General features: G+C 57.9%; 13 protein-coding genes, 2 tRNA genes and 1 rRNA gene. 7 read left to right on the top strand and 9 right to left on the bottom strand.

Features of this window, described 5'->3' with window-relative positions; translation table 11 throughout:
* Positions 1–40: 40 nt before the first annotated feature.
* The 3 genes from HDF12_RS05975 to HDF12_RS05965 form a co-directional block, all read right to left on the bottom strand.
* Positions 41–116: transfer RNA gene (locus tag HDF12_RS05975), tRNA-Ala, on the bottom strand.
* Between the two features lie 52 nt (positions 117–168).
* Positions 169–245, bottom strand: a tRNA-Ile gene (locus HDF12_RS05970).
* A 319-nt stretch (positions 246–564) separates the two neighbouring features.
* Positions 565–2064: ribosomal RNA gene (locus tag HDF12_RS05965) — 16S ribosomal RNA — on the bottom strand.
* A 932-nt stretch (positions 2065–2996) separates the two neighbouring features.
* Here HDF12_RS05965 and HDF12_RS05960 point away from each other — a divergent pair.
* Positions 2997–3548: a DUF4337 domain-containing protein gene (locus HDF12_RS05960; RefSeq protein WP_179581661.1), complete on the top strand. Its 552-nt coding sequence runs from the start codon at positions 2997–2999 to the stop codon at positions 3546–3548.
* A 449-nt stretch (positions 3549–3997) separates the two neighbouring features.
* Here HDF12_RS05960 and HDF12_RS05955 read toward each other — a convergent pair whose 3' ends face one another.
* Complete coding sequence (locus HDF12_RS05955; protein WP_179581660.1) at positions 3998–4732, bottom strand: VIT1/CCC1 transporter family protein; 735 nt, start codon at positions 4730–4732, stop codon at positions 3998–4000.
* Positions 4733–4887: 155 nt separating this feature from the next.
* Here HDF12_RS05955 and HDF12_RS05950 point away from each other — a divergent pair, with 155 nt between their 5' ends.
* From HDF12_RS05950 to HDF12_RS05935, 4 genes are all read left to right on the top strand, one after another.
* On the top strand, positions 4888–5718 hold the full coding sequence (locus HDF12_RS05950) for a hypothetical protein (RefSeq protein ID WP_179581659.1): 831 nt from the start codon (positions 4888–4890) through the stop codon (positions 5716–5718).
* A gap of 8 nt (positions 5719–5726) precedes the next feature.
* Entirely contained in the window at positions 5727–9242 is a 3516-nt protein-coding gene (locus tag HDF12_RS05945; protein ID WP_257025374.1) for a TonB-dependent receptor, read from the top strand.
* Positions 9243–9253: 11 nt separating this feature from the next.
* Entirely contained in the window at positions 9254–11470 is a 2217-nt protein-coding gene (locus HDF12_RS05940) for a VWA domain-containing protein (protein WP_257025373.1), read from the top strand.
* Between the two features lie 65 nt (positions 11471–11535).
* Entirely contained in the window at positions 11536–12447 is a 912-nt protein-coding gene (locus HDF12_RS05935) for a tetratricopeptide repeat protein (RefSeq protein ID WP_179581658.1), read from the top strand.
* 12 nt (positions 12448–12459) lie between these two features.
* On the opposite strand, the gene HDF12_RS05930 is transcribed toward HDF12_RS05935, so the two are convergent.
* On the bottom strand, positions 12460–12642 hold the full coding sequence (locus HDF12_RS05930; protein WP_179581657.1) for a DUF5522 domain-containing protein: 183 nt from the start codon (positions 12640–12642) through the stop codon (positions 12460–12462).
* 94 nt (positions 12643–12736) lie between these two features.
* On the opposite strand from HDF12_RS05930, the gene HDF12_RS05925 reads away from it, so the two are divergent.
* Positions 12737–14269 (top strand): glycoside hydrolase family 1 protein, encoded by a 1533-nt coding sequence (locus HDF12_RS05925; protein ID WP_179581656.1) that lies wholly within the window; start codon positions 12737–12739, stop codon positions 14267–14269.
* Between the two features lie 87 nt (positions 14270–14356).
* Here HDF12_RS05925 and egtB read toward each other — a convergent pair whose 3' ends face one another.
* Together egtB and HDF12_RS05915 are read right to left on the bottom strand one after the other, a co-directional pair.
* Positions 14357–15757 (bottom strand): ergothioneine biosynthesis protein EgtB, encoded by a 1401-nt coding sequence (egtB, locus tag HDF12_RS05920; protein ID WP_179581655.1) that lies wholly within the window; start codon positions 15755–15757, stop codon positions 14357–14359.
* Positions 15758–15887: 130 nt separating this feature from the next.
* Positions 15888–16565, bottom strand: a complete 678-nt coding sequence (locus HDF12_RS05915; protein WP_179581654.1) for a MarC family protein — start codon at positions 16563–16565, stop codon at positions 15888–15890.
* Positions 16566–16629: 64 nt separating this feature from the next.
* Here HDF12_RS05915 and HDF12_RS05910 point away from each other — a divergent pair, with 64 nt between their 5' ends.
* Positions 16630–17571: a branched-chain amino acid transaminase gene (locus tag HDF12_RS05910; protein WP_179581653.1), complete on the top strand. Its 942-nt coding sequence runs from the start codon at positions 16630–16632 to the stop codon at positions 17569–17571.
* 12 nt (positions 17572–17583) lie between these two features.
* On the opposite strand, the gene HDF12_RS05905 is transcribed toward HDF12_RS05910, so the two are convergent.
* A complete protein-coding gene (locus HDF12_RS05905) occupies positions 17584–18897 on the bottom strand; it encodes a cupin domain-containing protein (RefSeq protein ID WP_257025372.1) in 1314 nt (437 codons plus the stop codon).
* A 137-nt stretch (positions 18898–19034) separates the two neighbouring features.
* Positions 19035–20333 carry an alginate export family protein gene (locus HDF12_RS05900; RefSeq protein ID WP_257025371.1) on the bottom strand — a complete coding sequence of 433 codons (1299 nt, stop codon included), beginning with the start codon at positions 20331–20333 and terminating at the stop codon, positions 19035–19037.
* Positions 20334–20526: the final 193 nt, after the last annotated feature.

The raw sequence follows: 20526 nt of genomic DNA, 5'->3' as shown, positions 1-20526 counted from the left end.
TTCGCTTGCACTAGATATCGAATATGCCAATCGAGAAGTATGGTGGAGCTGAACGGGATCGAACCGTTGACCCCCTGCTTGCAAAGCAGGTGCTCTCCCAACTGAGCTACAGCCCCTTGTGATTTACACAAATACGATGATCAGATTACCTGACCGTCGGGATAAAGGTGGTGGGCCTGGGTAGATTCGAACTACCGACCTCACCCTTATCAGGGGTGCGCTCTAACCAACTGAGCTACAGGCCCGACTCTACAGCACCAGCCTCCAGCTTATCAGCAAGGAGCCTGATGCGCAGGCTGCTCTGTTGTTGACTCCGAAGAATCAAGAATCGAGCTCTCTCGAAAGGTTTCGAGGACACAGTTGAACGTGCATAGCAGCTACGCCGCTATTGACCATCGGTGTTGACAGATATCGAAAAAAAGAAGGTCTAGTTCAGGCTCATCGAGATTTGCCGAAGCCTATCAAGATGGTTCTCGACAACGTCACTCTATGCTCAACTTGGTCGCAAAACCAAGCTGCCTGCAATCGCAGGACGCTAGAGTGTGTCGAGGCGTTCTCTTTTAGAAAGGAGGTGATCCAGCCGCAGGTTCTCCTACGGCTACCTTGTTACGACTTCACCCCAATCATGAATTACACCTTGGGCGGCTGCTCCCTTGCGGTTAGCGCACCGACTTCTAGTGCAACCCACTTTCGTGATGTGACGGGCGGTGTGTACAAGGCCCGGGAACGTATTCACCGTGGCATGCTGATCCACGATTACTAGCGATTCCAGCTTCATGGAGTCGAGTTGCAGACTCCAATCCGAACTGAGGCCGGCTTTTTCCGATTAGCTCCCCCTCGCGGGTTTGCAGCGGTTTGTACCGGCCATTGTAGCACGTGTGTAGCCCTGGACATAAAGGCCATGAGGACTTGACGTCATCCCCACCTTCCTCCCCGTTATCCGAGGCGGTTTCGTCAGAGTGCTCAACTAAATGGTAGCAACTGAAGATAAGGGTTGCGCTCGTTGCGGGACTTAACCCAACATCTCACGACACGAGCTGACGACAGCCATGCAGCACCTATATAGCGGTCTATTGCTAGACGCCGACGTTTCTGCCGGATTCCACTACATTTCGAGCCCAGGTAAGGTTCTTCGCGTTGCGTCGAATTAAACCACATGCTCCACCGCTTGTGCGGGCCCCCGTCAATTCCTTTGAGTTTCAGCCTTGCGACCGTACTCCCCAGGCGGATTGCTTATCGCGTTAGCTTCGGCACGGCAGGATTGGGTACCTGCCACACCAAGCAATCATCGTTTAGGGCTAGGACTACCAGGGTATCTAATCCTGTTTGCTCCCCTAGCTTTCGTGCATCAGCGTCAGTTATGGTCCAGTGAGCCGCTTTCGCCACAGGTGTTCCTTCCGATATCTACGCATTTCACCGCTACACCGGAAATTCCACTCACCTCTCCCATACTCAAGCCCGGCAGTTTCTTGTGCAGACTTCGGGTTGAGCCCGAAGATTTCACACAAGACTTGCCAAACCGCCTACGCACCCTTTACGCCCAATAAATCCGAACAACGCTTGCCCCCCTCGTATTACCGCGGCTGCTGGCACGAAGTTAGCCGGGGCTTCTTCTATGGGTACCGTCATAATCTTCCCCATCGAAAGGAGTTTACATACCAAGATATTTCATCCTCCACGCGGCGTTGCTGCGTCAGGGTTTCCCCCATTGCGCAAAATTCCCCACTGCTGCCTCCCGTAGGAGTCTGGACCGTGTTTCAGTTCCAGTGTGTCCGTGCGCCCTCTCAGGCCGGATACCGATCATCGCCTTGGTGGGCCATTACCCCGCCAACTAGCTAATCGGCCGCGACCTCCTCCCCAAGCGCATTGCTGCTTTGACTCGTAAGTGTTATGCGGTATTAGCTAAGATTTCTCTCAGTTATTCCCCACTCGAGGGTAGATTAGTCACGTGTTACTCACCCGTGCGCCACTTTACTCAGGTATTACTACCCTTTCTCGTGCGACTTGCATGTGTTAGGCACGCCGCCAGCGTTGATTCTGAGCCAGGATCAAACTCTCGTTTAATCTTGGTTTGCTTGCCGCACATCGACAGGGGTCGGTGCGGATCAAGCGCCCCCGGTGCTCGAAAACACCCGGAGGTTTATAACTAGTGAGAATGACTAAACCAAATTTCGTATCATCTCACGACTGGCACGTTCAACTATGTTGTCAAAGATCCGGACTGCATCCACCTAAGCGGGCAGCTTTGGATCAAGGACTGAATCGGCATAAGCCATATTCGTGTCCTCGAACTTGATGCGCTGTTGTCGTCTGTGTTTGCTACCTACTTCTAGCTCTCTCTGTGGCCTTGTTTTGGCTCTGCGAGGTGCCATTCAGTAGCGTGTGACGTTTTAGCGAACTTTTCGAGATTATCAACCTTCATCTCGCTTGTCAACACTTATTCTTATTTCTTCAAGCTTTATTCGGCTCGAATACTAGATAGGAGTTCGACAATTATCCGCTCAGCACAAAATATCAAAACATCGTGACGTTCGAAAACGAACGCAGAGCACTTAGCTCCTGGTATTTCCAAATCGACTGCAGTGGCTTGGGTTTGGATTGCCGGTAGGCCGTTAGGCTCTAAACCGATATCAAACGCTTGGACTGCGCTCCGTCTTCCCTTGTTACTTGCTCTTGTGTTGCCAGAGCCAAGGTGCGAAGCAGTGTTGCTTTACTTCTCACCTAGAGTATCGTGCTTTTCGTCTCCGTGCAAGCTTTATGCTTATCACTTCGTTTCTTGCCGTATGTCTCTTTGCGACTTCCTGAGATTATCAGCGACTAGGCCTCTGCGCAAGCGCAAGGCTGTGAATAATCTCGGTTTCCTGTAGAAAAGTTGTTTTCGTCCAGTAAATACGCGGGTAAGAAATGTTCATTTATTTGCGTGTTGACTGCGATTGCTCCTAGAAATTTGTTTATCACCGTCGGGGCGGGGGTCCACGGTCTAGAATCGTTCCACTATGGAAGCCAATGAAGTCTCGGAATTTGCCAATCAGATGAAGGAGTCGGGAGAGTCCGGCGGGGAGTCGTTGAAGAGCATCTCGCTTGGGATCTCGATCCTGGCGGTGCTGGTTGCGATGGTCACTGTGCTTGGGCATCGCACTCACACCGAGGCTGTGCTTATGCAATCGCGCGCTGGCGACCAGTGGAATGAGTACCAGGCGAAGAAGATTCGCATGGACAATCTGGCGGTCACGCTGGATCTTCTTGCGATGGAGCCTACCGTCAACGCAACTGCTACTGAAGCAAAGCGTAAGGAATATGAGGCTCACATCGAGAAGTGGAAGGAAGATCTCTCCGAGGAGCAGGATAAGGCTCGTGAGTTCGAAGCTGAGGTGACTCGGGCTGAGGCGAAGGCCTCTCGTTATGATCTTGGAGAGGCGTTACTGCAGATTGCGGTGGTTTTATGCTCGATAACCCTATTCACCCGCAAACGGGCCTATTTTCTTCTTGGGCTCTCACTTGGGGCAGCCGGGATCATTGTCGCGGTGTCTGCGTTGCTCGTTCACTAGATCTAGCCCTTCGAAGGCTGGTTGGCGTCATGAGCCTACCGTCCGGTGAGGTACCCCCTGGGGGGTATTTTCCGATAAGCCACTTATTTTCAATATCTTACGCTTTAAACGAAATTGCAAAATATTCATTCCAAAAGAGTTAGACGCAAATACGTCTTTCTAAAGCAGTTACCGGTGAATGCAAAAAAGCCCCGATGACTGTCGGGGTTTTCTTACCTTCCAATTCCATTATAGCGATCTGGTGATAACTCATACGCCACGTGGATGTTGATGACTGGATGGGACTTATGGTTTCCGGGGGCTTGACAGGGTGAGAACTTACGTTTGGCGGTCAAGGTCAATAGGAGAAGGCCCGCGCTGCGAAGTGGCGCTGAGAGCGAAATACAGGGATCTCTTCACTGCGCAACGAACGATGAAGCTGTTCGTTGCTTCGGTCGAGATGACGTGTTCTATGTGGTTGAATGAGCGTTGAGAAGGCGCGCTAACGTGTAGGCCACCGCAGCTGCGGCTCCGCCGATGAGGACGGTCTGGAGGGCGCTGCGCAGCCAGCCGGTGCCTACCAGCTTCCCCTTCAGAGCTCCGAAGACTGCGAGGGCGATGAGCGTGATGACGACGGAGAGTTTGAGTGCGGTGAAGTTGTCCGCCACGAGCATGTAAGGCAGAAGCGGGATGAAGCCACCGGCGATGTAGGAGATTGCGATTGTGAGTGCTGAGCGGTGAGCACGGTTCGCGGCGGGCTCTTCGAGGCCCAGTTCGAAGCGCATCATGAAGTCGACCCATGCGGTGGGATTCTCTTTGAGTGCATTGAGGACTGGTGTCGCACTGGCGCGATCGACGTCGTAGTGCTCGAAGATCTCGTAGATCTCTTCTTCTTCGTCGCGGGTGCGTTCGACGATCTCTCGTTCTTCGCGGAGGCGTTCGGAGACGTAGTGTTCGGCATCTCCGCGGGCGGCGAGGTAGCCGCCGAGGCCCATTGCGATGGAGCCAGCTGCTATTTCTGCAAGACCGGCGAGGACGACGATGTGCGAGGAGGCGACTGCGCCGGAGAGTCCGGCGGCGAGAGCGAACGGTACAGTGAGGCCGTCGGAGAGGCCGATGACGATATCGCGAACGGCCTCGGAGGATTCGAAGTGGCCTTCGATGTGGGGGCCGTGGGTGTGGGGTGCGTGGGCTACCTCATGCATTTGGGTAGTGTAGTGCAGCTATTGCGCAGGAAGAAAACAACCCTTGAGCTTTGGCGGTTGTACCGGATGTTTTGCGGACGCCTAGAGTCTTTCGCGCTGGGAGATCGTCTGTATGAGCATTGGACTCGAGATAAAAGGCGAGGCGGTGGCGGGAGATGAGACGGCGGCGGATTGGGCCCTGTGGAACGGTGATGCTGCTGATGGTTGCGGCAGTTCTACCGTCGACAGTGCGCGCTCAGCAGGGGAATGACGACCCCGGGGACGGCCCTGTCTTTGCGGGTGGGCAGATGGTACGCGGGACTGTGACGACCGCGACCGCCGACCATTTGACGGTGAAGACCGAGGCGGGCGAGGTGTACCAGGTTGTTTTCTCGGCAAATACGCGAGTGAGCAAGGACCGGCAGCCGGTGAAGGTTGCAGATATCAAGGCGGGCGATGGTGTGGGGGCGATGGGCGTGCTCGACCCTGCGACGAAGACGGTACATGCCGTGTTTGTCGGCGTGATGGACGCCGAACAGGTGAAGAAGGCACGGGAGGGTATGGGTAAGGTCTATATCACTGGGAGGGTGACGGCGATCGATATGGACGCGCTGAAGCTGACGGTGTTGCGTCCGGATGGTGTGACCCAGGTGATTGGGGTGGATGAGCAGACCTCGTTCAAGCGCGGCGGCCGCGGGATGGGGATACTTGCGAGCGGTGCGGGAGTGACCGAGCTGGGGCCAGGGGGTGGAAGAGGGAGCGGTGCGGGAGCGGGCTCCGGAGATAGAGCAGCCGGGGAGAGTATTACGCTCGCGGATGTGAAGGTTGGAGATGCGGTAGCGGGACGAGGGGCGCTGAAGAATGGGTTGTTTGTGCCGACGGAGCTGGGGGTGTCTGATGCTGCGTCGGTGGCGCGAAGGCGAAGACGCGAGCTTGATGGCAGCGGGTCTGCTGCGGCTCCGACGGGGGCTACTGCTCCGGCGAAGACCGGCGCGGTTCCACAGTAGTGCGAGCCATGAGTTGTCGGGCGATGGAGCGAGGCGAGGTAAAGGTGCAGGGATCGATTCGATCGATGGCGTTGGGCGTGGTGTTAGTTGGGAGTGCGTGGGGGCAGACTGTGACGCCGACTCAACCGGCTACGCTGGCGGTGACCCAGAATGGGGTGGCGCCTGCTGCGGTTGAGGCGAGCGGCGGAAAGATTACGGGGACGGTGAAGGCTGGAGCGGTTCCCTTGCCAGGAGTTGCTGTGACAGCAAGCAACACCCTGACCGGGAAGAAGTATGCGACGACGACGGACGTGAATGGCGCGTTTGCGATGACGGTTCCACGCAACGGGCGCTACGTAGTGAGGGCGGAGCTGGCGGCGTTTGCAACGGAGACGAAGGAGGTACTAATCAACGCTGCCGGACAGAATGGCGGCAAGCCGGCGCAGGTGGCGGAGTTTGGGTTGCAGCTGGCTTCACGGGTGCAACAGCAGGAGGAGCGGCAGACGGCGGCAGCGAGTGCGGGAGTTGCGCGTGGATTGCAGGCGTTAAGTGTGACGGGAGATGCGTCGGGGTCTGCGGATGCGACGGCGGGCGGAGGAAACGCTGGGGCTCAACTTCCATCGTTGTCGGGGCTGGGCGGAGGCGAAGCGGCGGCCAGCGATTCGGTCACTGTGAATGGTGCTGTGGGGCAGACGAATGGTCTTGCGGGATATAGCGAAGACGACATCCGGGAGCGGGTGCAGGATGCGATTGCACAGGCGCAACGGCAGGGTGGAGCGGTTGGCGATATCGCAAATACGGTGGCGGGGATGCTGGGCGGAATGATGGGTGGGGGAGGATTTGGCGGCCCGGGCGGAGGATTCGGGGGACGGGGCGGAGGTGGTGGAGGGGGACGTGGTGGAGGCGGTGGGGGAGGAGGGTTTCGAGGATTCAATCCTACGCAGCCGCATGGAGCGGTGTTCTATCAAGGTGGCAACGGTGCGTTGGATGCGACGAACTTTTCGCTGACGGGCGCGCCTGTGGTGAAGCCGAGTTATAGCTCGAACAGGTTTGGTGTGAGCTTTACCGGGTCGCCGTTTATTCCGGGAGTGGTGAAGGCGAGTACAAAGCAGTTCGTCTTCTTCAACCTGACGGGGCAGCGGAATACGACACCTTCGAATCTGTACGGCACGGTGCCGACGCTGGCCGAGCGGAGCGGAGATTTTTCGGGGCTTACCAACACAGTCGGCGGCGTGACGACTCCGGTGACGCTGTATAACCCTGCGACGGGGCAGCCATTTTTGAATAATCAGGTGCCTGTGTCTTCGCAGGCTGCGGCGCTGCTGAACTATTTTCCCGCACCGAATATCTCGGCGACGGGACGACAGGGGTACAACTACCAGACGATTACGACTGCGGGGAACAACGCCACTACGGCAGCGTTGCGGTATGTGAGGAACTTTGGGCAGAACAACAGCTTTGGCGGAGAGCGCAGGCAACAGCAGGGGAGCGGGCCGGCGACGCTGCGGCAGAATATCAACTTCAATGGGAGCTATTCGCACACAGCTGCGGATAATCGAAATATCTTTTTGCCGCTGGGTGGTACGACTGAGACGGACGGGTACGGCGTGACGGCGGGCTACACGATTGGATATGGGAAGCTGACCAACAATGCTTCGATCAACTGGAATCGATCGCACGCTACGGCGCGTAATTACTTTACGAATGGCGTCAATCCGCTGGATGGGACGGGCATCAGTGTTCCGAAGCCGGTGATTGGCGGGGAGCCGGGGATCTATAACGGACTGCCGAGTGTGGGGATCTCGAACTATACCGGGTTGACGCAGGCGCTGCCGAGCGATGCGGTGAATCAAACGATCTCGTTCTCGGACTTTGTGAGTTACAGATATAAGAAACACAACATGCGGTATGGAATTGATATTCGTCGGGTGCATGCGGATACGGTGGGCGGGACGAATGTGGTGGGGTCGTTTACGTTTACGGGGTACGCGACTCAGAATCCGGCGAGTGGGTGTACGCCTTCGTCGACGGTGACGTGTCCGGTGTTGTCGCCGAGCGGGTATGGGCTGGCGGATTTTTTACTGGGGTTGCCGCAGCAGTCGGCGATACAGGCGGCGACGCAGAAGACGTATCTGCGAGCGAATGTTTTTGACTGGTATGCGCAGGATGATTGGCGGGTGCTGGCGAATCTGACGCTGAACTATGGGCTGCGGTATGAGTATTTTTCGCCTTATGTCGAGAAAGATAATCGGCTGGTGAATCTGGATCACAACGCGGATTTCACCGTGGTGACGCCGGTGTGTCCGGTGGCGATTGCGGGGGCGTGCGGGGCGGGGACGGTGCGGTCGCTGGTGAATCCGGATCGGAATATGTACTCGCCGCGGGTGGGGTTTGCGTATCGGCCGAAGCTGAAGATCTTCAAGGATACGGTGGTGCGTGGGGGGTATGGGATTAACTTCAACACGGGACAGTATGCGACGCTGGCGAGGAATCTGTCGGCGCAGGTGCCGTTTGCGCTGACGCAGACGAATGTGGTGGGGCAGACAGGATGCACGCCGGGGACGCTGACGCTGGCGAATGGGTTTGGCTGCTCGACGACGCCGGTGCAGAACAACTACGCGGCGAATTTGGACTACAGGCTGGGGCATGTGCAGGTTTGGAACCTGGATATCCAGCGGACGTTTCCGCTGGGGATCGTGGCGAATATTGGATACAACGGGGCGAAGGGTGGAGAGCTCGATATTGTGCGGGCGCCGAACCGAACTGCGACTGGCGTGCTGAATCCGGGGGCACAGCCGTTCAACTATGAGGATTCGCTGGGGTTTTCGCGGTTCGAACAGCTGAGTGTGAATGTGAGGAAGCGGCTGCAGAAGGGAGTTTCGCTGCAGGCGACGTATCACTATGGGCACTCGATCGATAATGCTTCGTCGATTGGGGGGACGACGGTGGTGCCGGCGCAGAACGATAAGGACTTGAATGCGGAGGAGGGGAACAGCTCGTTCGATGTGCGGCACCAGGTGACGGGAAACTGGGTGCTGGAGCTGCCGTTCGGGCCGAATCGGGCTTTCCTGACGAAGGGGGGATTCTGGTCGAGGGCGCTGGACGGGTTTTCTCTGTCGGGCGACTTTACGTTTGCTTCGGGGACTTACTTTACGCCGCACTATGTTTCGACGGTGGCGGAGACGGCTACGGGGACGAACAATACTCTGCGACCGGACAGGGTGTTCTCTGAGCCGATTCCGGGGAGGGGAAATATTCTGAACTGGTTCAACACGGCGGCGTTTACGGCTCCAGCGAACGGATATGGAACGGCGTCGCGCGGGTCGATCGAAGGGCCGGGGATCGTGGCGGTGGATGCTTCGCTGTCGCGTACGGTGGCGCTGGGGGAGACGCGGTCGTTTGAGGCGAGGGTGACGGCGAATAATGTCTTCAACACGGTGCAGTACTCGGGGATTGATACGACGTTGAACTCGCAGACGTTTGGGCAGGTGACCTCAGCGGCGGCGATGCGGCGGTTGACGGTGCTGGCGCGGTACCGGTTTTGAGGAGCGGGGCGATGAGTTTGCGACTAGCGATGAGCTTGCGACGGGCAGTGGATTTGAAATGCCGACGGGCGATGGCTGCGGTGCTGGTGGGCGTGATTGCGGGGACGCCAGTGGCTGGGTGGGCGCAGCAGCCGGACCAGTCGGGGGGCTTCACGCTGAAGGTGCAGAGCGATATTGTGCTGACCAACGTGGTGGTTCGGGATAAGAAGACGGGTGAGGTGGTGAAGGGGTTGAAGGCGAGCGACTTCACGATTCTGGAGAATGGGAAGCCGCAGAAGATTGAGAGTTTTGACTATCAAAATGTCGATGAGGCTGCGGTGTTGCGGGAGAAGTCGACCGTGATTGGGAAGGCTACGATTGCGGATCTGGTGAATGGGGAGTTTGCGGCAAATCCGGCTTCGTTGCGGGATCACCGACTGATCGTGATGTTCTTCGACCTGAGCAGCATGCAGCCGGAGGACATCGACCGAGCGGTGGAGTCGGCGCAGGATTATGTGAATAAGAAGATGCAGCCGGCAGATCTGGTGGCGCTGGTGAGCATGGCTACCGGGTTGAGTATGGATCAGGACTTCACGTCGGATAAGGCAGCTCTATTGCGTGGACTCGGCAAGTACAACGGGACTGAGGGCACTGGGTTTGCGAATGGGAACGAGGGAGGCAACTCGGGTGGGACGGCGGACGATGCTTCGAGCTTTACCTCGGACGACAGCGAGTACAACGCGCTGAATACGGATCGCGAGCTGTATGCGATCCGGACGATTGCGAAGAGTCTGGAGAGGGTGGATCAGAGGAAGAGCCTGTTGTACTTCAGCGGTGGGTTGACGCGGCAGGGGATCGAAAACCAGGCCAGTATGCGGGCGGCTACGAATGAGGCAGTGAAGGCCAACATGGCGATCTACAGCGTGGACTCGCGCGGGCTGGAGGCTCTGCCGCCGGTTGGAAATGCATCGACCGGAAGCCTGCGAGGGACTGCGGCCTACAGCGGAGGTGCGATGCAGAGCCAGCTGGATGCGAACTTCGGCTCGCAGGAGACACTGGCTACGCTCTCCTCCGACACGGGCGGAAAGGCGTTCTTCGATTCGAATGATTTTGCGCCTGCATTTCAGCAGGTGCAGCATGACACAGAGGCTTACTACATCGTCGGTTTCCGGTCGACCAATACGGCGCGGGATGGAAGCTTCCGACACCTGACGGTGAAGCTGAATCGCACCGATGTGAAGCTCGACTACCGGCCCGGATACTATGCTCCGGCAGACTTTCAGCACCAGAAGACAGAAGACCGGGAGCAAGCGTTGATGGAGGAGCTGCGAAGCGATCTCCCGGCGACCGATGTTGCGGTCTATCTGCAAGCGTTGTACTTCCGGATGGGGGATAACAAGTTTTTTGTTCCGGTGTCGTTGATCATTCCGGGATCGCAGATCCATAGCGTGAAGAACGGCGACCGGGACAAGGCAAATATCGACATTATTGGTCAGGTGAAGAACGCTGAAGGGATCGTCGTCGGGAATGTTCGCGATACGGTGAAGCTGGCGCTGGATGCTGCGCAGCAGGTTCAGCAGAAGAAGATTCAGTATTCGACCGGCTTTACGCTGGCTCCTGGAAGATACCACCTGAAGTTTGTGGTGCGGGAGAACCAGACGGGAGCGATGGGAAGCTTCGAGACCGACCTGCAGGTGCCGGATCTGAAGAAGATTCCGCTGAAGCTGAGCTCGATTGTGCTGTCGAGCCAGCGGGTGCCTAACGCCGCCAAAAAAGCCGCGAGCCCTTTGGTACGGGACGGAGTGGAGTGGATTCCGAATGTGCCTCATGTGTTCCGGCAGGATCAGCATCTCTACTTTCTGTACGAGGTGTATGACCCGGCGAAGGAGAAGGGTTCGCCCGAACCTGCGAGTTCTCTGGGTTTGACGCGGAGGGAGGGCGGACCGGTAAGGGTGCTGACCAGCATCGAATTTCTGATTGGGGGCGTGAAAGTGTATGAAACGCCGCTAGTTGAGGCCAAAGCGGTCAACATTCCCGAGCGGGGCGCCGTGGCGTTCCAGTTCGATGTGCCGCTAACGCCACTGAAACCTGGGACCTATGTATGCCAGGTGAACGTGATCGATGATGCCGGTGGAAGCTTCAGTTTTCCCCGGATGGCGATGAGGGTAGAGCCGGGAGCCGCGCCGGTTGTGGCTCCTGCAGGCGCTGCCGGCGCGCCGGTTACCTCTGGTGGTCCTATGAAACCCTAGCGAAGTGGCTATTGACAGTGATAAATGCGAGGCCGATGATGATGGCGAATTAGTGAGGTCCTCGTATGAGACCGCAACTTCGCTTGACTCTTCTCCTCCCTGTTCTCGGTTTGGTGCTTTCCAACTCTCCCCTGACGTCGCAGAAGCTTTCGACATCCGCTACCCCCGACGCGGCTCGCGATTTACGACATCAAAGCGCAGACTGGTTCGCGATCGAGCCGCATCTCCCTGATCCGGCGACTGCGAGCCCGCAAAAACTGGAGATAGCTGGCGACGTTCTGCGCGCGCGGCGTTTTCCGGAAGATGCCCTGGTTTATTACGGCTATGCTCTGCAGCGCGGCGGTCCGGAACAGGAGCTGTTGATTCGAATGGGGGTCACAGAGCTTGATCTGAGGCATATTGAGGTTGCGCGGACTTATTTTCTGCGAGTGGTTCACCTGCAGAAGAAGAACGCACAGGGATGGAACAACCTTGGGGCGGCCGAATATGTGGAAGGGCGCTACGGGAACGCTGTCTCCGACTACAGCAAAGCGATCAAGCTGGACAAGAAGTCCGCGATCTATCACTCCAACCTTGGAACAGCTTACTTTGAAGAAAAGGACTTCGAGAAGGCGCGTCGACAGTTCGATATCGCGCTGACACTGGATCCGGACATGATGCAACACCACGGAGCGAGCGGAATAGAGGCTCACATGCTTTCGCCGGCAGATCATGCGCACTACTGCTTCGAGATAGCGAGGCTCTATGCTCATCGCGGCGACGAAGAGAATATGCTTCGCTACCTAACGCTTTCCAGTGAGGGTGGATTCGACGTGTTGGGATCGATGAATTCGGATGAGGTGCTGGCGAAGTATCGCAAAGATCCGCGTGTGATAAGCCTGGTGCGGAACGCGAATGCTCTGCGGAATCAGAAGACCGCGGTTGCCGATGCGCGCAATGGTGGTGTTCCTCCGCTGCTGCCGCAGATCCCCAACTAAATCGGGATTGACCTATTTGTAAGGGCAGTGACGACAATCTGAGTTACAACAGTAGCCGCGCTTGAGATGGTAGGCGGCGGTGAATACGAGGTATGGGCCTTCGTAGTAGAAGTCTTCGGGCAGGAGTTCCTGGGGCGCGTCTTCAGAGGGTGGAACAGAGGGTGGGATGACGACGGGCTTGATGGAATCCTGCATTGATAGAGTCCTGTATTGCTGACATAATCCTAGATCAGTTTGAGACCTGCGGGTGGGGCGACTGCGGGGCTTCATTTTCAAATGAGGGTCTGGGATGGATCGTCGTACTTTTCTGAGGAGTTCCTTTGCCGCTGGAAGCGCGGCCTTGTTGCCGAGCCATGGGCTGGCGGCGAGTTCAGCGACCTTGCAGGATCGTGTTCCAGGGTCCATAGCAGAATCTGAGATTGAAGGTGCACGCTTCCCGGATGGATTTTTGTGGGGAATGGCTTCGGCGGCCTACCAGGTAGAGGGCGCGTGGAACGTCGATGGGAAGGGCGAATCGAACTGGGATCGTTTCGCGCACACGGTTGGAAAGGTGAAGGGCGGGGCTACGGCCGACGTTGCCTGCGACCAATATCACCTCTACAAAGACGACATCGCGATTCTGAAGCGGCTCAATCAAAAGAGCTATCGGTTTTCTACGTCGTGGTCACGGGTGCAGCCGAATGGAACGGGACCGGTGAATCAGAAGGGTATCGACCACTACAGCCGGCTCGTCGATACGTTGATGGAAGCCGGGATTCGCCCGTTCTGCACCATCTATCACTGGGATCTGCCGCAGGCGCTTGAAGACCGGGGAGGGTGGCCGAACCGCGATCTGGCGTCGTACTATGCGGATTTCGCGGGGATTCTTGCGAAGCATCTGGGAGACCGGATCACGACGTGGGCTCCCTTCAACATGCCGTGGACGTTTACCTACTATGGCTACGGAGTCGGTGTCTTTCCTCCGTGCAAGTCGGACTTCAATCAGTTTCTCAAGGCTGCGCATACGGTGAACCTAGCGCAGGGCGAGGCGTTTCGCGCGATCAAGGCGGCGGCGGCGAAGGCTACGGTGGGCAGCGCTTATGGCATGGCCCCGGCGTATCCGAAGACGGACAGCGAGGCGGATCGAGCAGCTACGGCGCGGTATCACGCGATGAACAACCTCTACTTTTTAAATCCCGCGATGCATGGGGAGTATCCCAAGGCGTTTGTTGGCGCGACGCCGTATGAGGCGATGGGATTCAAAGCGGGCGATGAGAAGATCATGAAGGTTCCGCTGGATTGGGTTGGGTTCCACTACTACACCCGGCGAGTCGTATCGAATGCTAGCGGGAGTGCGGGGGTTGGGGGACACTTCGGCACGGAGACCGAGGGTGAGGGAGGAGGGGCAGCACGTGATCCGCTGACGCAGATGCATGTGGAGATGCCGACCGAGGGGCCGTTGACGGAAGCTGGGCTGGAGATCTGGCCGCGTGGCATCTATGACCTGGTGACGCAGATCTCGCGGGAGTTCAACCACCCGATTATCGAGATCAGCGAGAATGGCTGCTGCTATCTGGATGGGCCTGATGCCAGTGGGCGGGTTCCTGATGCGCGGCGGATTGCGTTTCATCGGGAGATTCTGGCCGAGTTGGCGCGGGCAATTGCGGATGGAGCGAAGGTTCGTGCGTATCACGCGTGGAGTCTGGTCGATAACTTCGAGTGGGCAGACGGATTCACGCAGCGATACGGGTTGACTTATGTCGACTTCCGCGATCAGAGGCGGATCGTGAAGGATTCGGGACTCTGGTATGGGCGAGTTGCGGGCTCGAATCGGCTCACTTGAGGAGTAGCTCGGTGGGTGAGCTTTCAATGGAGAAGCCTCGCGTGGTGTGGCTCGCGGGAGGCTCTTATTCGCGCGCGGGTGTTCAGGTTATTTCGAGACGTCCTGGGCGAGGCGGAGGCCGGAGAACTGCCAGCGCGTGGAGGGCGAGAAGAAGTTTCTATAGGTGGCGCGGATATGGGTCGCCGGCGTAACGCAGGAGCCTCCGCGAAGAATGACCTGAGACGACATGAACTTGCCGTTGTACTCGCCGAGTGCGCCTGGCAGCGGCTTGTATCCGGGATAGCCGGTGTAGCCGCTGGCAGTCCACTCCCAGACGTCGCCGAAGATCTGCTGGAGGCCGGAGACTGCCGAAGCCGGTGTTGGGTGGAGGTTGCCGGTCTCGAAGAGGTTCGCTTGAATGGCTGGGATGGCGGTGAGCTTCTGCGCGGGGTCGGGCTGATAGGTGAGGAGCGCGGGTTGTGAGTTGACCTCTTTGCGCAGAAGACCGAGCTGGCTGGCGGCGTGCTCCCACTCGAACTCGGTGGGGAGACGGTGCCCGGCCCAGCGGGCGTAGGCGTCGGCCTCGAAGAAGCTGAGGTGGCAGACGGGGGTCTCGCTGAGGTCGTCGAGCGAGCGAAAGCCGTTCATCGTGTAGATGGACCAGCCGGAGTTCGTCTCTTCGTCGCGACGCCAGTAGAGGGGCGCCTGCCAGCCTTCGGCTCGGTTGGTGGTCCAGCCCTCGGAGAGCCAGAGCTCGGGGCGGTTGTAGCCGTTCTGGTCGATGAAGGCGAGATACTCAGCGCAGGTGACCAGCCGTGTGGCGAGGCGGTAGGGCGCGAGATAGACGGGGTGACGCGGAGTCTCGTTGTCGAAGGCGAAGAAGGAGACCGATTGAATAGGATCGGCGGAGTCGAGTTTAAAGCCGATCTCGGTGATGCCGCCGGCGAAGTCGATCCAATCGAGAGGCGGTGCGATAGTGTCGAGTTTCTGCTTGGCGGGTCCGTCGATGTAGGGAGGATGCAGCGGGTTGGTGAAGAGAGCGTGCTTGATGTCGGTGGCGATGAGCTCCTGATGCTGTTGCTCGTGCTCGAGGCCGAGGGCGATGCGGCGGGCGGCCTCGTCTTCGAGCGGATGCTGCATGAGGGCAGTCATTGCGGCGTCGACGTGGGTGCGGTAGGCGAGGATCGATTCGAGGGGAGGGCGGGAGAAAGAGGCGCGGAGTTTTTTCTCCGGCATCTCGCCGAGCGAGTTGTAGTAGCTGTTGAAGAGCCAGTGGAAGTCGGGATGATAAGGCTGGTAGCCGGCGGCGAATTCGCGTAGAACGAAGGTCTCGAAGAACCAGCTGGTGTGGGCGAGATGCCACTTGACCGGACTGGCTTCGGGAGAGGACTGAACCATCATGTCCTCAGGGGATAAGGGACGACAAAGATTCTTGCTCGCCTGGCGAACGGCTTTGTATCGAGCGAGGAGTGATGTTGCTGCGGCGTTTGCTTCTACGGTCTGGGACATATTCTTCTCGCTTCATGAGATCGAGGACGGAGATGTGATGCCCGGTTAGAGGTCAAAGTTGCCGAAAAGTTACCCGACGGTTATGGTCAGCATATGCGCAAACGGCCTTTAGAGACAGCTCAAAAATCGCTTACGGTTTGTTGATAACGCCCAGATCGACCATGCCGTTCACAAAGTATTGCACCGCAAGGGCAACCAGCAGCAGGCCCATGATGCGGACGAGGATTCTGACGCCGGTCTCTCCCAGACCGCGGGCGACGCGGTCGGAGTTGCCGAGGACGAGGTAGCAGATGGCGGCCGTGATGAAGATCGACACCAGAATCGCGACCATCTGCCAGCGCGTCTGCGCCTGGCCCACCAGCACCATCACGCTGGTGATGGAGCCAGGACCAGCCAGCATCGGAATTCCGAGAGGAACGATGCCGGCATCTTCTTTCTGAGCGGCTTCTGTGGTCTCCTCGGTTGACTCCTGCGTAGGCGAGCGTTTCGCCTCGAGCATGTCCAGACCGATGAGCAGGAGGATGATGCCGCCGGCGATCTCGAATGCCGGAAGGGTGATGCCGAACATCTTGAAGATGTACTGCCCAGCGACAGCGAAGGCGCTGAGCACCACCAGCGCCGTGACCGACGCCTTCCAGGCCATCTTTCGTCGACGCGGCGCATCCGCACCCGCCGTCACCGCGAGAAAGGTGGGCAGAGCTGCGAACGGGTCGACGAGAAAGAAGATGGAGCTGAGCGCGAGAACAGAAAACTGCACGTACGCCGAGTGCTCCAACCCCGCGAGACTGACGGCATGGGGATTGAACATCACTCCCTATTCTCCCATGACGGGCAACCGTTATAATGATCCTTCAGCGCTTAGGAGCGTACGAATGCCCATACAGACCACCACGAACATCTGGCACAACGGTAGCCTCATCCCCTGGGACAAAGCCCAGATTCACGTTATGTCCCACGTCGTCCACTACGGCTCATCCGTCTTTGAGGGCATTCGCTGTTACGCCCAGCCCAACGCTGCCAGCATCTTCCGCCTGCCGGAGCACATGGCCCGGCTGGTCGATTCGGCCAAGATCTACCGGATGCCGCTTCCCTACACCGTGGAACAGCTCTCGACTGCAGTCATAGATGTGGTGGAAGCCAACGGCGTCGCTCCGTGCTACATTCGCCCGATCGCGTTTCGTGGGTATGGTGAGCTTGGCGTCAATCCGCTGAAGTCGCCCGTTGAGGTGTACATCGCGAACTATCCCTGGGGCAAGTATGTTCCCGGCACCTCCGGAGCCGATGTCTGCGTGTCGAGTTGGAGCCGGCTCGCCCCGAACACGATGCCGACGCTGGCCAAGGCCGGTGCGAACTACATGAACTCTCAGCTGATTCGCATGGAGGCCGAGATCAACGGCTACTCCGAGGGCATTGGCCTCGACACGAATGGCTACCTCTCCGAAGGATCGGGCGAGAACCTGTTTCTGGTGCGCGGCGGCGTACTCTACACCACACCGCTGGCGAACTCGGTGCTGAACGGCATCACCCGCAGCTCCGTTCTTACGCTGGCGAAGCAGCTTGGCATCGAAGTGGTCGAGCAGGCGCTTCCCCGCGAGATGCTCTATATCTGCGATGAAGCCTTCTTCACCGGCACAGCGGCAGAGGTGACCCATCTCCGTTCGGTCGACCGGATTATGGTTGGCGACGGCACGATGGGCCCGATTACCAAAGCGCTGCACGATGAGTTCTTCGGCATCGTCCATGGCACACTTCCTGACCGCCACAACTGGCTGACGCCAGTGAATGTGAAGGTCGGCGAACCAGTCGGCGTGTAAGCAACTGGACGGTCAAAAATAGAGAAGAGGCAGCCATAGCGGCTGCCTCTTTCTTGTGGGTGCGAGTTCCTGGCGTTTATTCGGGAGTGATGACCGTCTCCTTCTTGGCAATCTGGCGAAGAAAGTCTTCGCCAGTGGCGATGTGCTGGTCCACCAGACGCGAGGGAGTATGGGCCAACCACTCTGCCAGAGAGATGTCTTCGTAGTGAGCGGTCGGGAAGACCTCCAGGAAGACGAGATCCGAGTCGCCGGTGTTCTCGATGTAGTGTGGGGCAGCCGATCGATGTAGCCAACGTCGCCCTCCTCGAAGTCCATCGTCCGGGCATGGCCTCCCGCGGTGAAGACCGTCATTCTTCCTTTGCCGTTGACGTAGTACTGCCACTCGTCTTCATTGGGGTGCCAGTGGAGTTCGCGCAGGCCGCCCGGCTTCAGCGTAACGATCGCAGCAGCGATGTTTGTTGCCGGGAAGTTTTTCCGATCGACGATCTTGACCTCGCCGCCCTTTGAGACCTTAGTCGGCTGCATCTTCCCGGTAAAGAAGGCGAACGTATTTGGCACCATCCCGGTTCCAGCAGAGGCTTCGCGCTTCTCTTCCTCGAGCGGACGGGGCAACGGGCGCTCGAAGATGAACAGCTCTTTCTTCGGCACCTTGTCAAAGGTGGATGCCGGCACGTCGAAGTTCTTCGCCAGAACCTCCTTTGGGGTGTGGGTCAGCCAGTCGGTCAGCAGAAACGTCTGAAACTCGTTGAAGTTTCCGTCATCGAAGACGAGCAGGAAGGTCGCGCCATCTTCGCCGACGCCTTGAATCGAGTGAGGAATTCCACCAGGAAAGAGCCACAGGTCGCCGGCGCTTACATCCTCTACGAACGCCCGGCCCTGCTGGTCGACTGCGGTGATGCGCGCGGTTCCGGAGATCATAAATGCCCACTCTGAGCCGACGTGCCAATGGAGCTCGCGAATGCCGCCCTTGATGAGCCTCATTTGGACGCCGGCCATCTTTTTCGAGATGGGCAGGTCACGAACCGTCACCTGCCTGGTCCAGCCGCCCTCTTCGATACGCTTGTGGGCAAATGAAAACGGATACTTGAAGGGAGGCTGACCGCCGGAGTCGGTCTCCGGAGCCCACACCGACGACGGATTCTGATCATCGAGCGCCCTGTTGATGGGGAGTGGCTGGCTCTCGTTAGCGCCGGTGTGGTTTGAGGTTGTTACAGATTTCTCCTGACCCTGGGCCACCTGCATGCCTGCCGCCGCTACCAACATCGCCGTGCTGGCTTCGAGAAACCTGCGCCGACTTACCTTCGACTGATCTTTTTCCTCATCCATTTTGGAACATCCTCCCTGATGAACTACCCTCTATGATTTGATCGTACCCGGAGATATCAGATACCTCCACCATTAGAAGTATGAAACAGTTGTTGCCTTCCGACGCGCTGACGACTTTCTCCTCCAGAGGGGACCCGCTACGGAGCGACACTCTTGTGATCCAACCTGAATCGGTAGGTCAATCCGAAGTAGGCAAGCGTTAACGGAGCTCCATGCGAGTTCTCCCGCAGCAGCGTGCCTGACGACAGGTGGCCGACGCCGACGTTCAGCACGAGGTAGTCACGAAAGACATACTTGCCGGAGGCATCGAACTCATGTCCGAGATCTCCGCTGCGAAATCCAGCAGTGGGCGCTTTGATGGTCGTCCCTGCGCTGCCGCTGTAGACGTTGTCAAACCTGGACGCGACCTGCAGGGACTCCTCCTGGATCAACAGGGAGAGATGTTTGACCGGAGTCAGATCCAGATTGATCCGCTCCTGCTTGATGTTCTGGTATCCGAACAGATCGGTCAGGCCGAACGCGTTGTGATTGCTGGGATACTGCTGATCGAAGGTGCCCATGCGGAGAGGATTCGTATGTGGGTTTCCCGAGGCGTAGTCATACTCTGCCCGCAGACGCGGCTTCCACTTGAGGTGAGCCGCACTATAACCGGCGTTGACATAGCCGGCAGCGGCTTCGATCGACTCGTTCGAGTAGCTGCCGCGCTGCAGCGCTCCGAGGACGTCGAAGTCGAATCCGCCAAAGTCGCCGGCAAATTCCGCACCAGGCGTCACCGTTGTCTCGGTGCCGAAGACGCCATTTGCACCCTGTACGCGCGGAAGGGCTTTGATAAAGACAAACGGCTGAATCACGGCGTGGGGCACCCAGGTTCCGATAGTGCCGACCGCGCCGTGGAAGGTCAGGCCCGCTCCATGCTTGTCAAGCGATGACGGATGGACAGTTACGACCGAGGTGCTAAAGAGCTCGATCCGGTTGTTATCTCCATATCGTCCGAGGAAGCCGTCCCAGGTGCGGCTGTTGTTGGTCCAGTCGCTGATACCGACCAGCCGCTCGCCGCCATACTTCAGCTCCTGCCGTCCGGCGAAGATCTTCGTTTGCTTGAAATGGAATTCGAGGTACGCCTGGCGGTCATCGAAGACGTCCCGCTGATTCGCTGTTACATACTTCAACGGCAGTCCCAGGGCGTGGGTGTCTATGAACTGGATATATCCCGTGAGCCACTTTGTCGGACGGATCTCCAACCCGCCGTAGACCCGAGTCAGAAGATAGGACTGCCCGTTGCCGGAGATGTAGTCGTCCGAAGACTGATTCTCGAAACGTCCGCGAAGCTGAAAGTCTATGGTGGCCCACTTCGGCAAGGCTTCCAACTGCAACGGCTGTACCTTGCCCTGAAGCTGCGGATACTCGATGTAGCGGGCGGCGGCCTCTTGCGCCAATGCCTGTGACCCTTGAGATAAAACAGCGAACAATCCCAGAGTTAACGCCAGCCTTTGCGAGACGGGTCGAGCGGATCGCGTGGAAAAAGAACCAAATGAAATTCCAGCCAACTGAAAGACCACAATTCTCCCACTATCTGATATGCGAAGAACCCCTTCCCCATCAGAGGTATTGAATTTAATTTACGTCCGT

The sequence above is a fragment of the Tunturiibacter gelidiferens genome, from assembly GCF_013410115.1.
Lineage (GTDB): Bacteria > Acidobacteriota > Terriglobia > Terriglobales > Acidobacteriaceae > Edaphobacter > Edaphobacter gelidiferens.
Note: the sequence above shows the minus strand (reverse complement) of the source record. Positions and strands in the feature narration are given on the sequence as shown.

Excerpts from the sequence above, each read along its gene's own strand:
- HDF12_RS05905 (WP_257025372.1), bottom strand. The coding sequence starts at position 18,897 with ATGGATGAGGAAAAAGATCAGTCGAAGGTAAGTCGGCGCAGGTTTCTC.
- HDF12_RS05915 (WP_179581654.1), bottom strand. The coding sequence starts at position 16,565 with ATGTTCAATCCCCATGCCGTCAGTCTCGCGGGGTTGGAGCACTCGGCG.
- HDF12_RS05950 (WP_179581659.1), top strand. The coding sequence starts at position 4,888 with ATGAGACGGCGGCGGATTGGGCCCTGTGGAACGGTGATGCTGCTGATG.
- HDF12_RS05960 (WP_179581661.1), top strand. The coding sequence starts at position 2,997 with ATGGAAGCCAATGAAGTCTCGGAATTTGCCAATCAGATGAAGGAGTCG.
- HDF12_RS05955 (WP_179581660.1), bottom strand. The coding sequence starts at position 4,732 with ATGCATGAGGTAGCCCACGCACCCCACACCCACGGCCCCCACATCGAA.
- HDF12_RS05935 (WP_179581658.1), top strand. The coding sequence starts at position 11,536 with ATGAGACCGCAACTTCGCTTGACTCTTCTCCTCCCTGTTCTCGGTTTG.
- HDF12_RS05910 (WP_179581653.1), top strand. The coding sequence starts at position 16,630 with ATGCCCATACAGACCACCACGAACATCTGGCACAACGGTAGCCTCATC.
- HDF12_RS05930 (WP_179581657.1), bottom strand. The coding sequence starts at position 12,642 with ATGCAGGATTCCATCAAGCCCGTCGTCATCCCACCCTCTGTTCCACCC.
- HDF12_RS05940 (WP_257025373.1), top strand. The coding sequence starts at position 9,254 with ATGAGTTTGCGACTAGCGATGAGCTTGCGACGGGCAGTGGATTTGAAA.
- HDF12_RS05945 (WP_257025374.1), top strand. The coding sequence starts at position 5,727 with ATGAGTTGTCGGGCGATGGAGCGAGGCGAGGTAAAGGTGCAGGGATCG.
- egtB (WP_179581655.1), bottom strand. The coding sequence starts at position 15,757 with ATGTCCCAGACCGTAGAAGCAAACGCCGCAGCAACATCACTCCTCGCT.
- HDF12_RS05925 (WP_179581656.1), top strand. The coding sequence starts at position 12,737 with ATGGATCGTCGTACTTTTCTGAGGAGTTCCTTTGCCGCTGGAAGCGCG.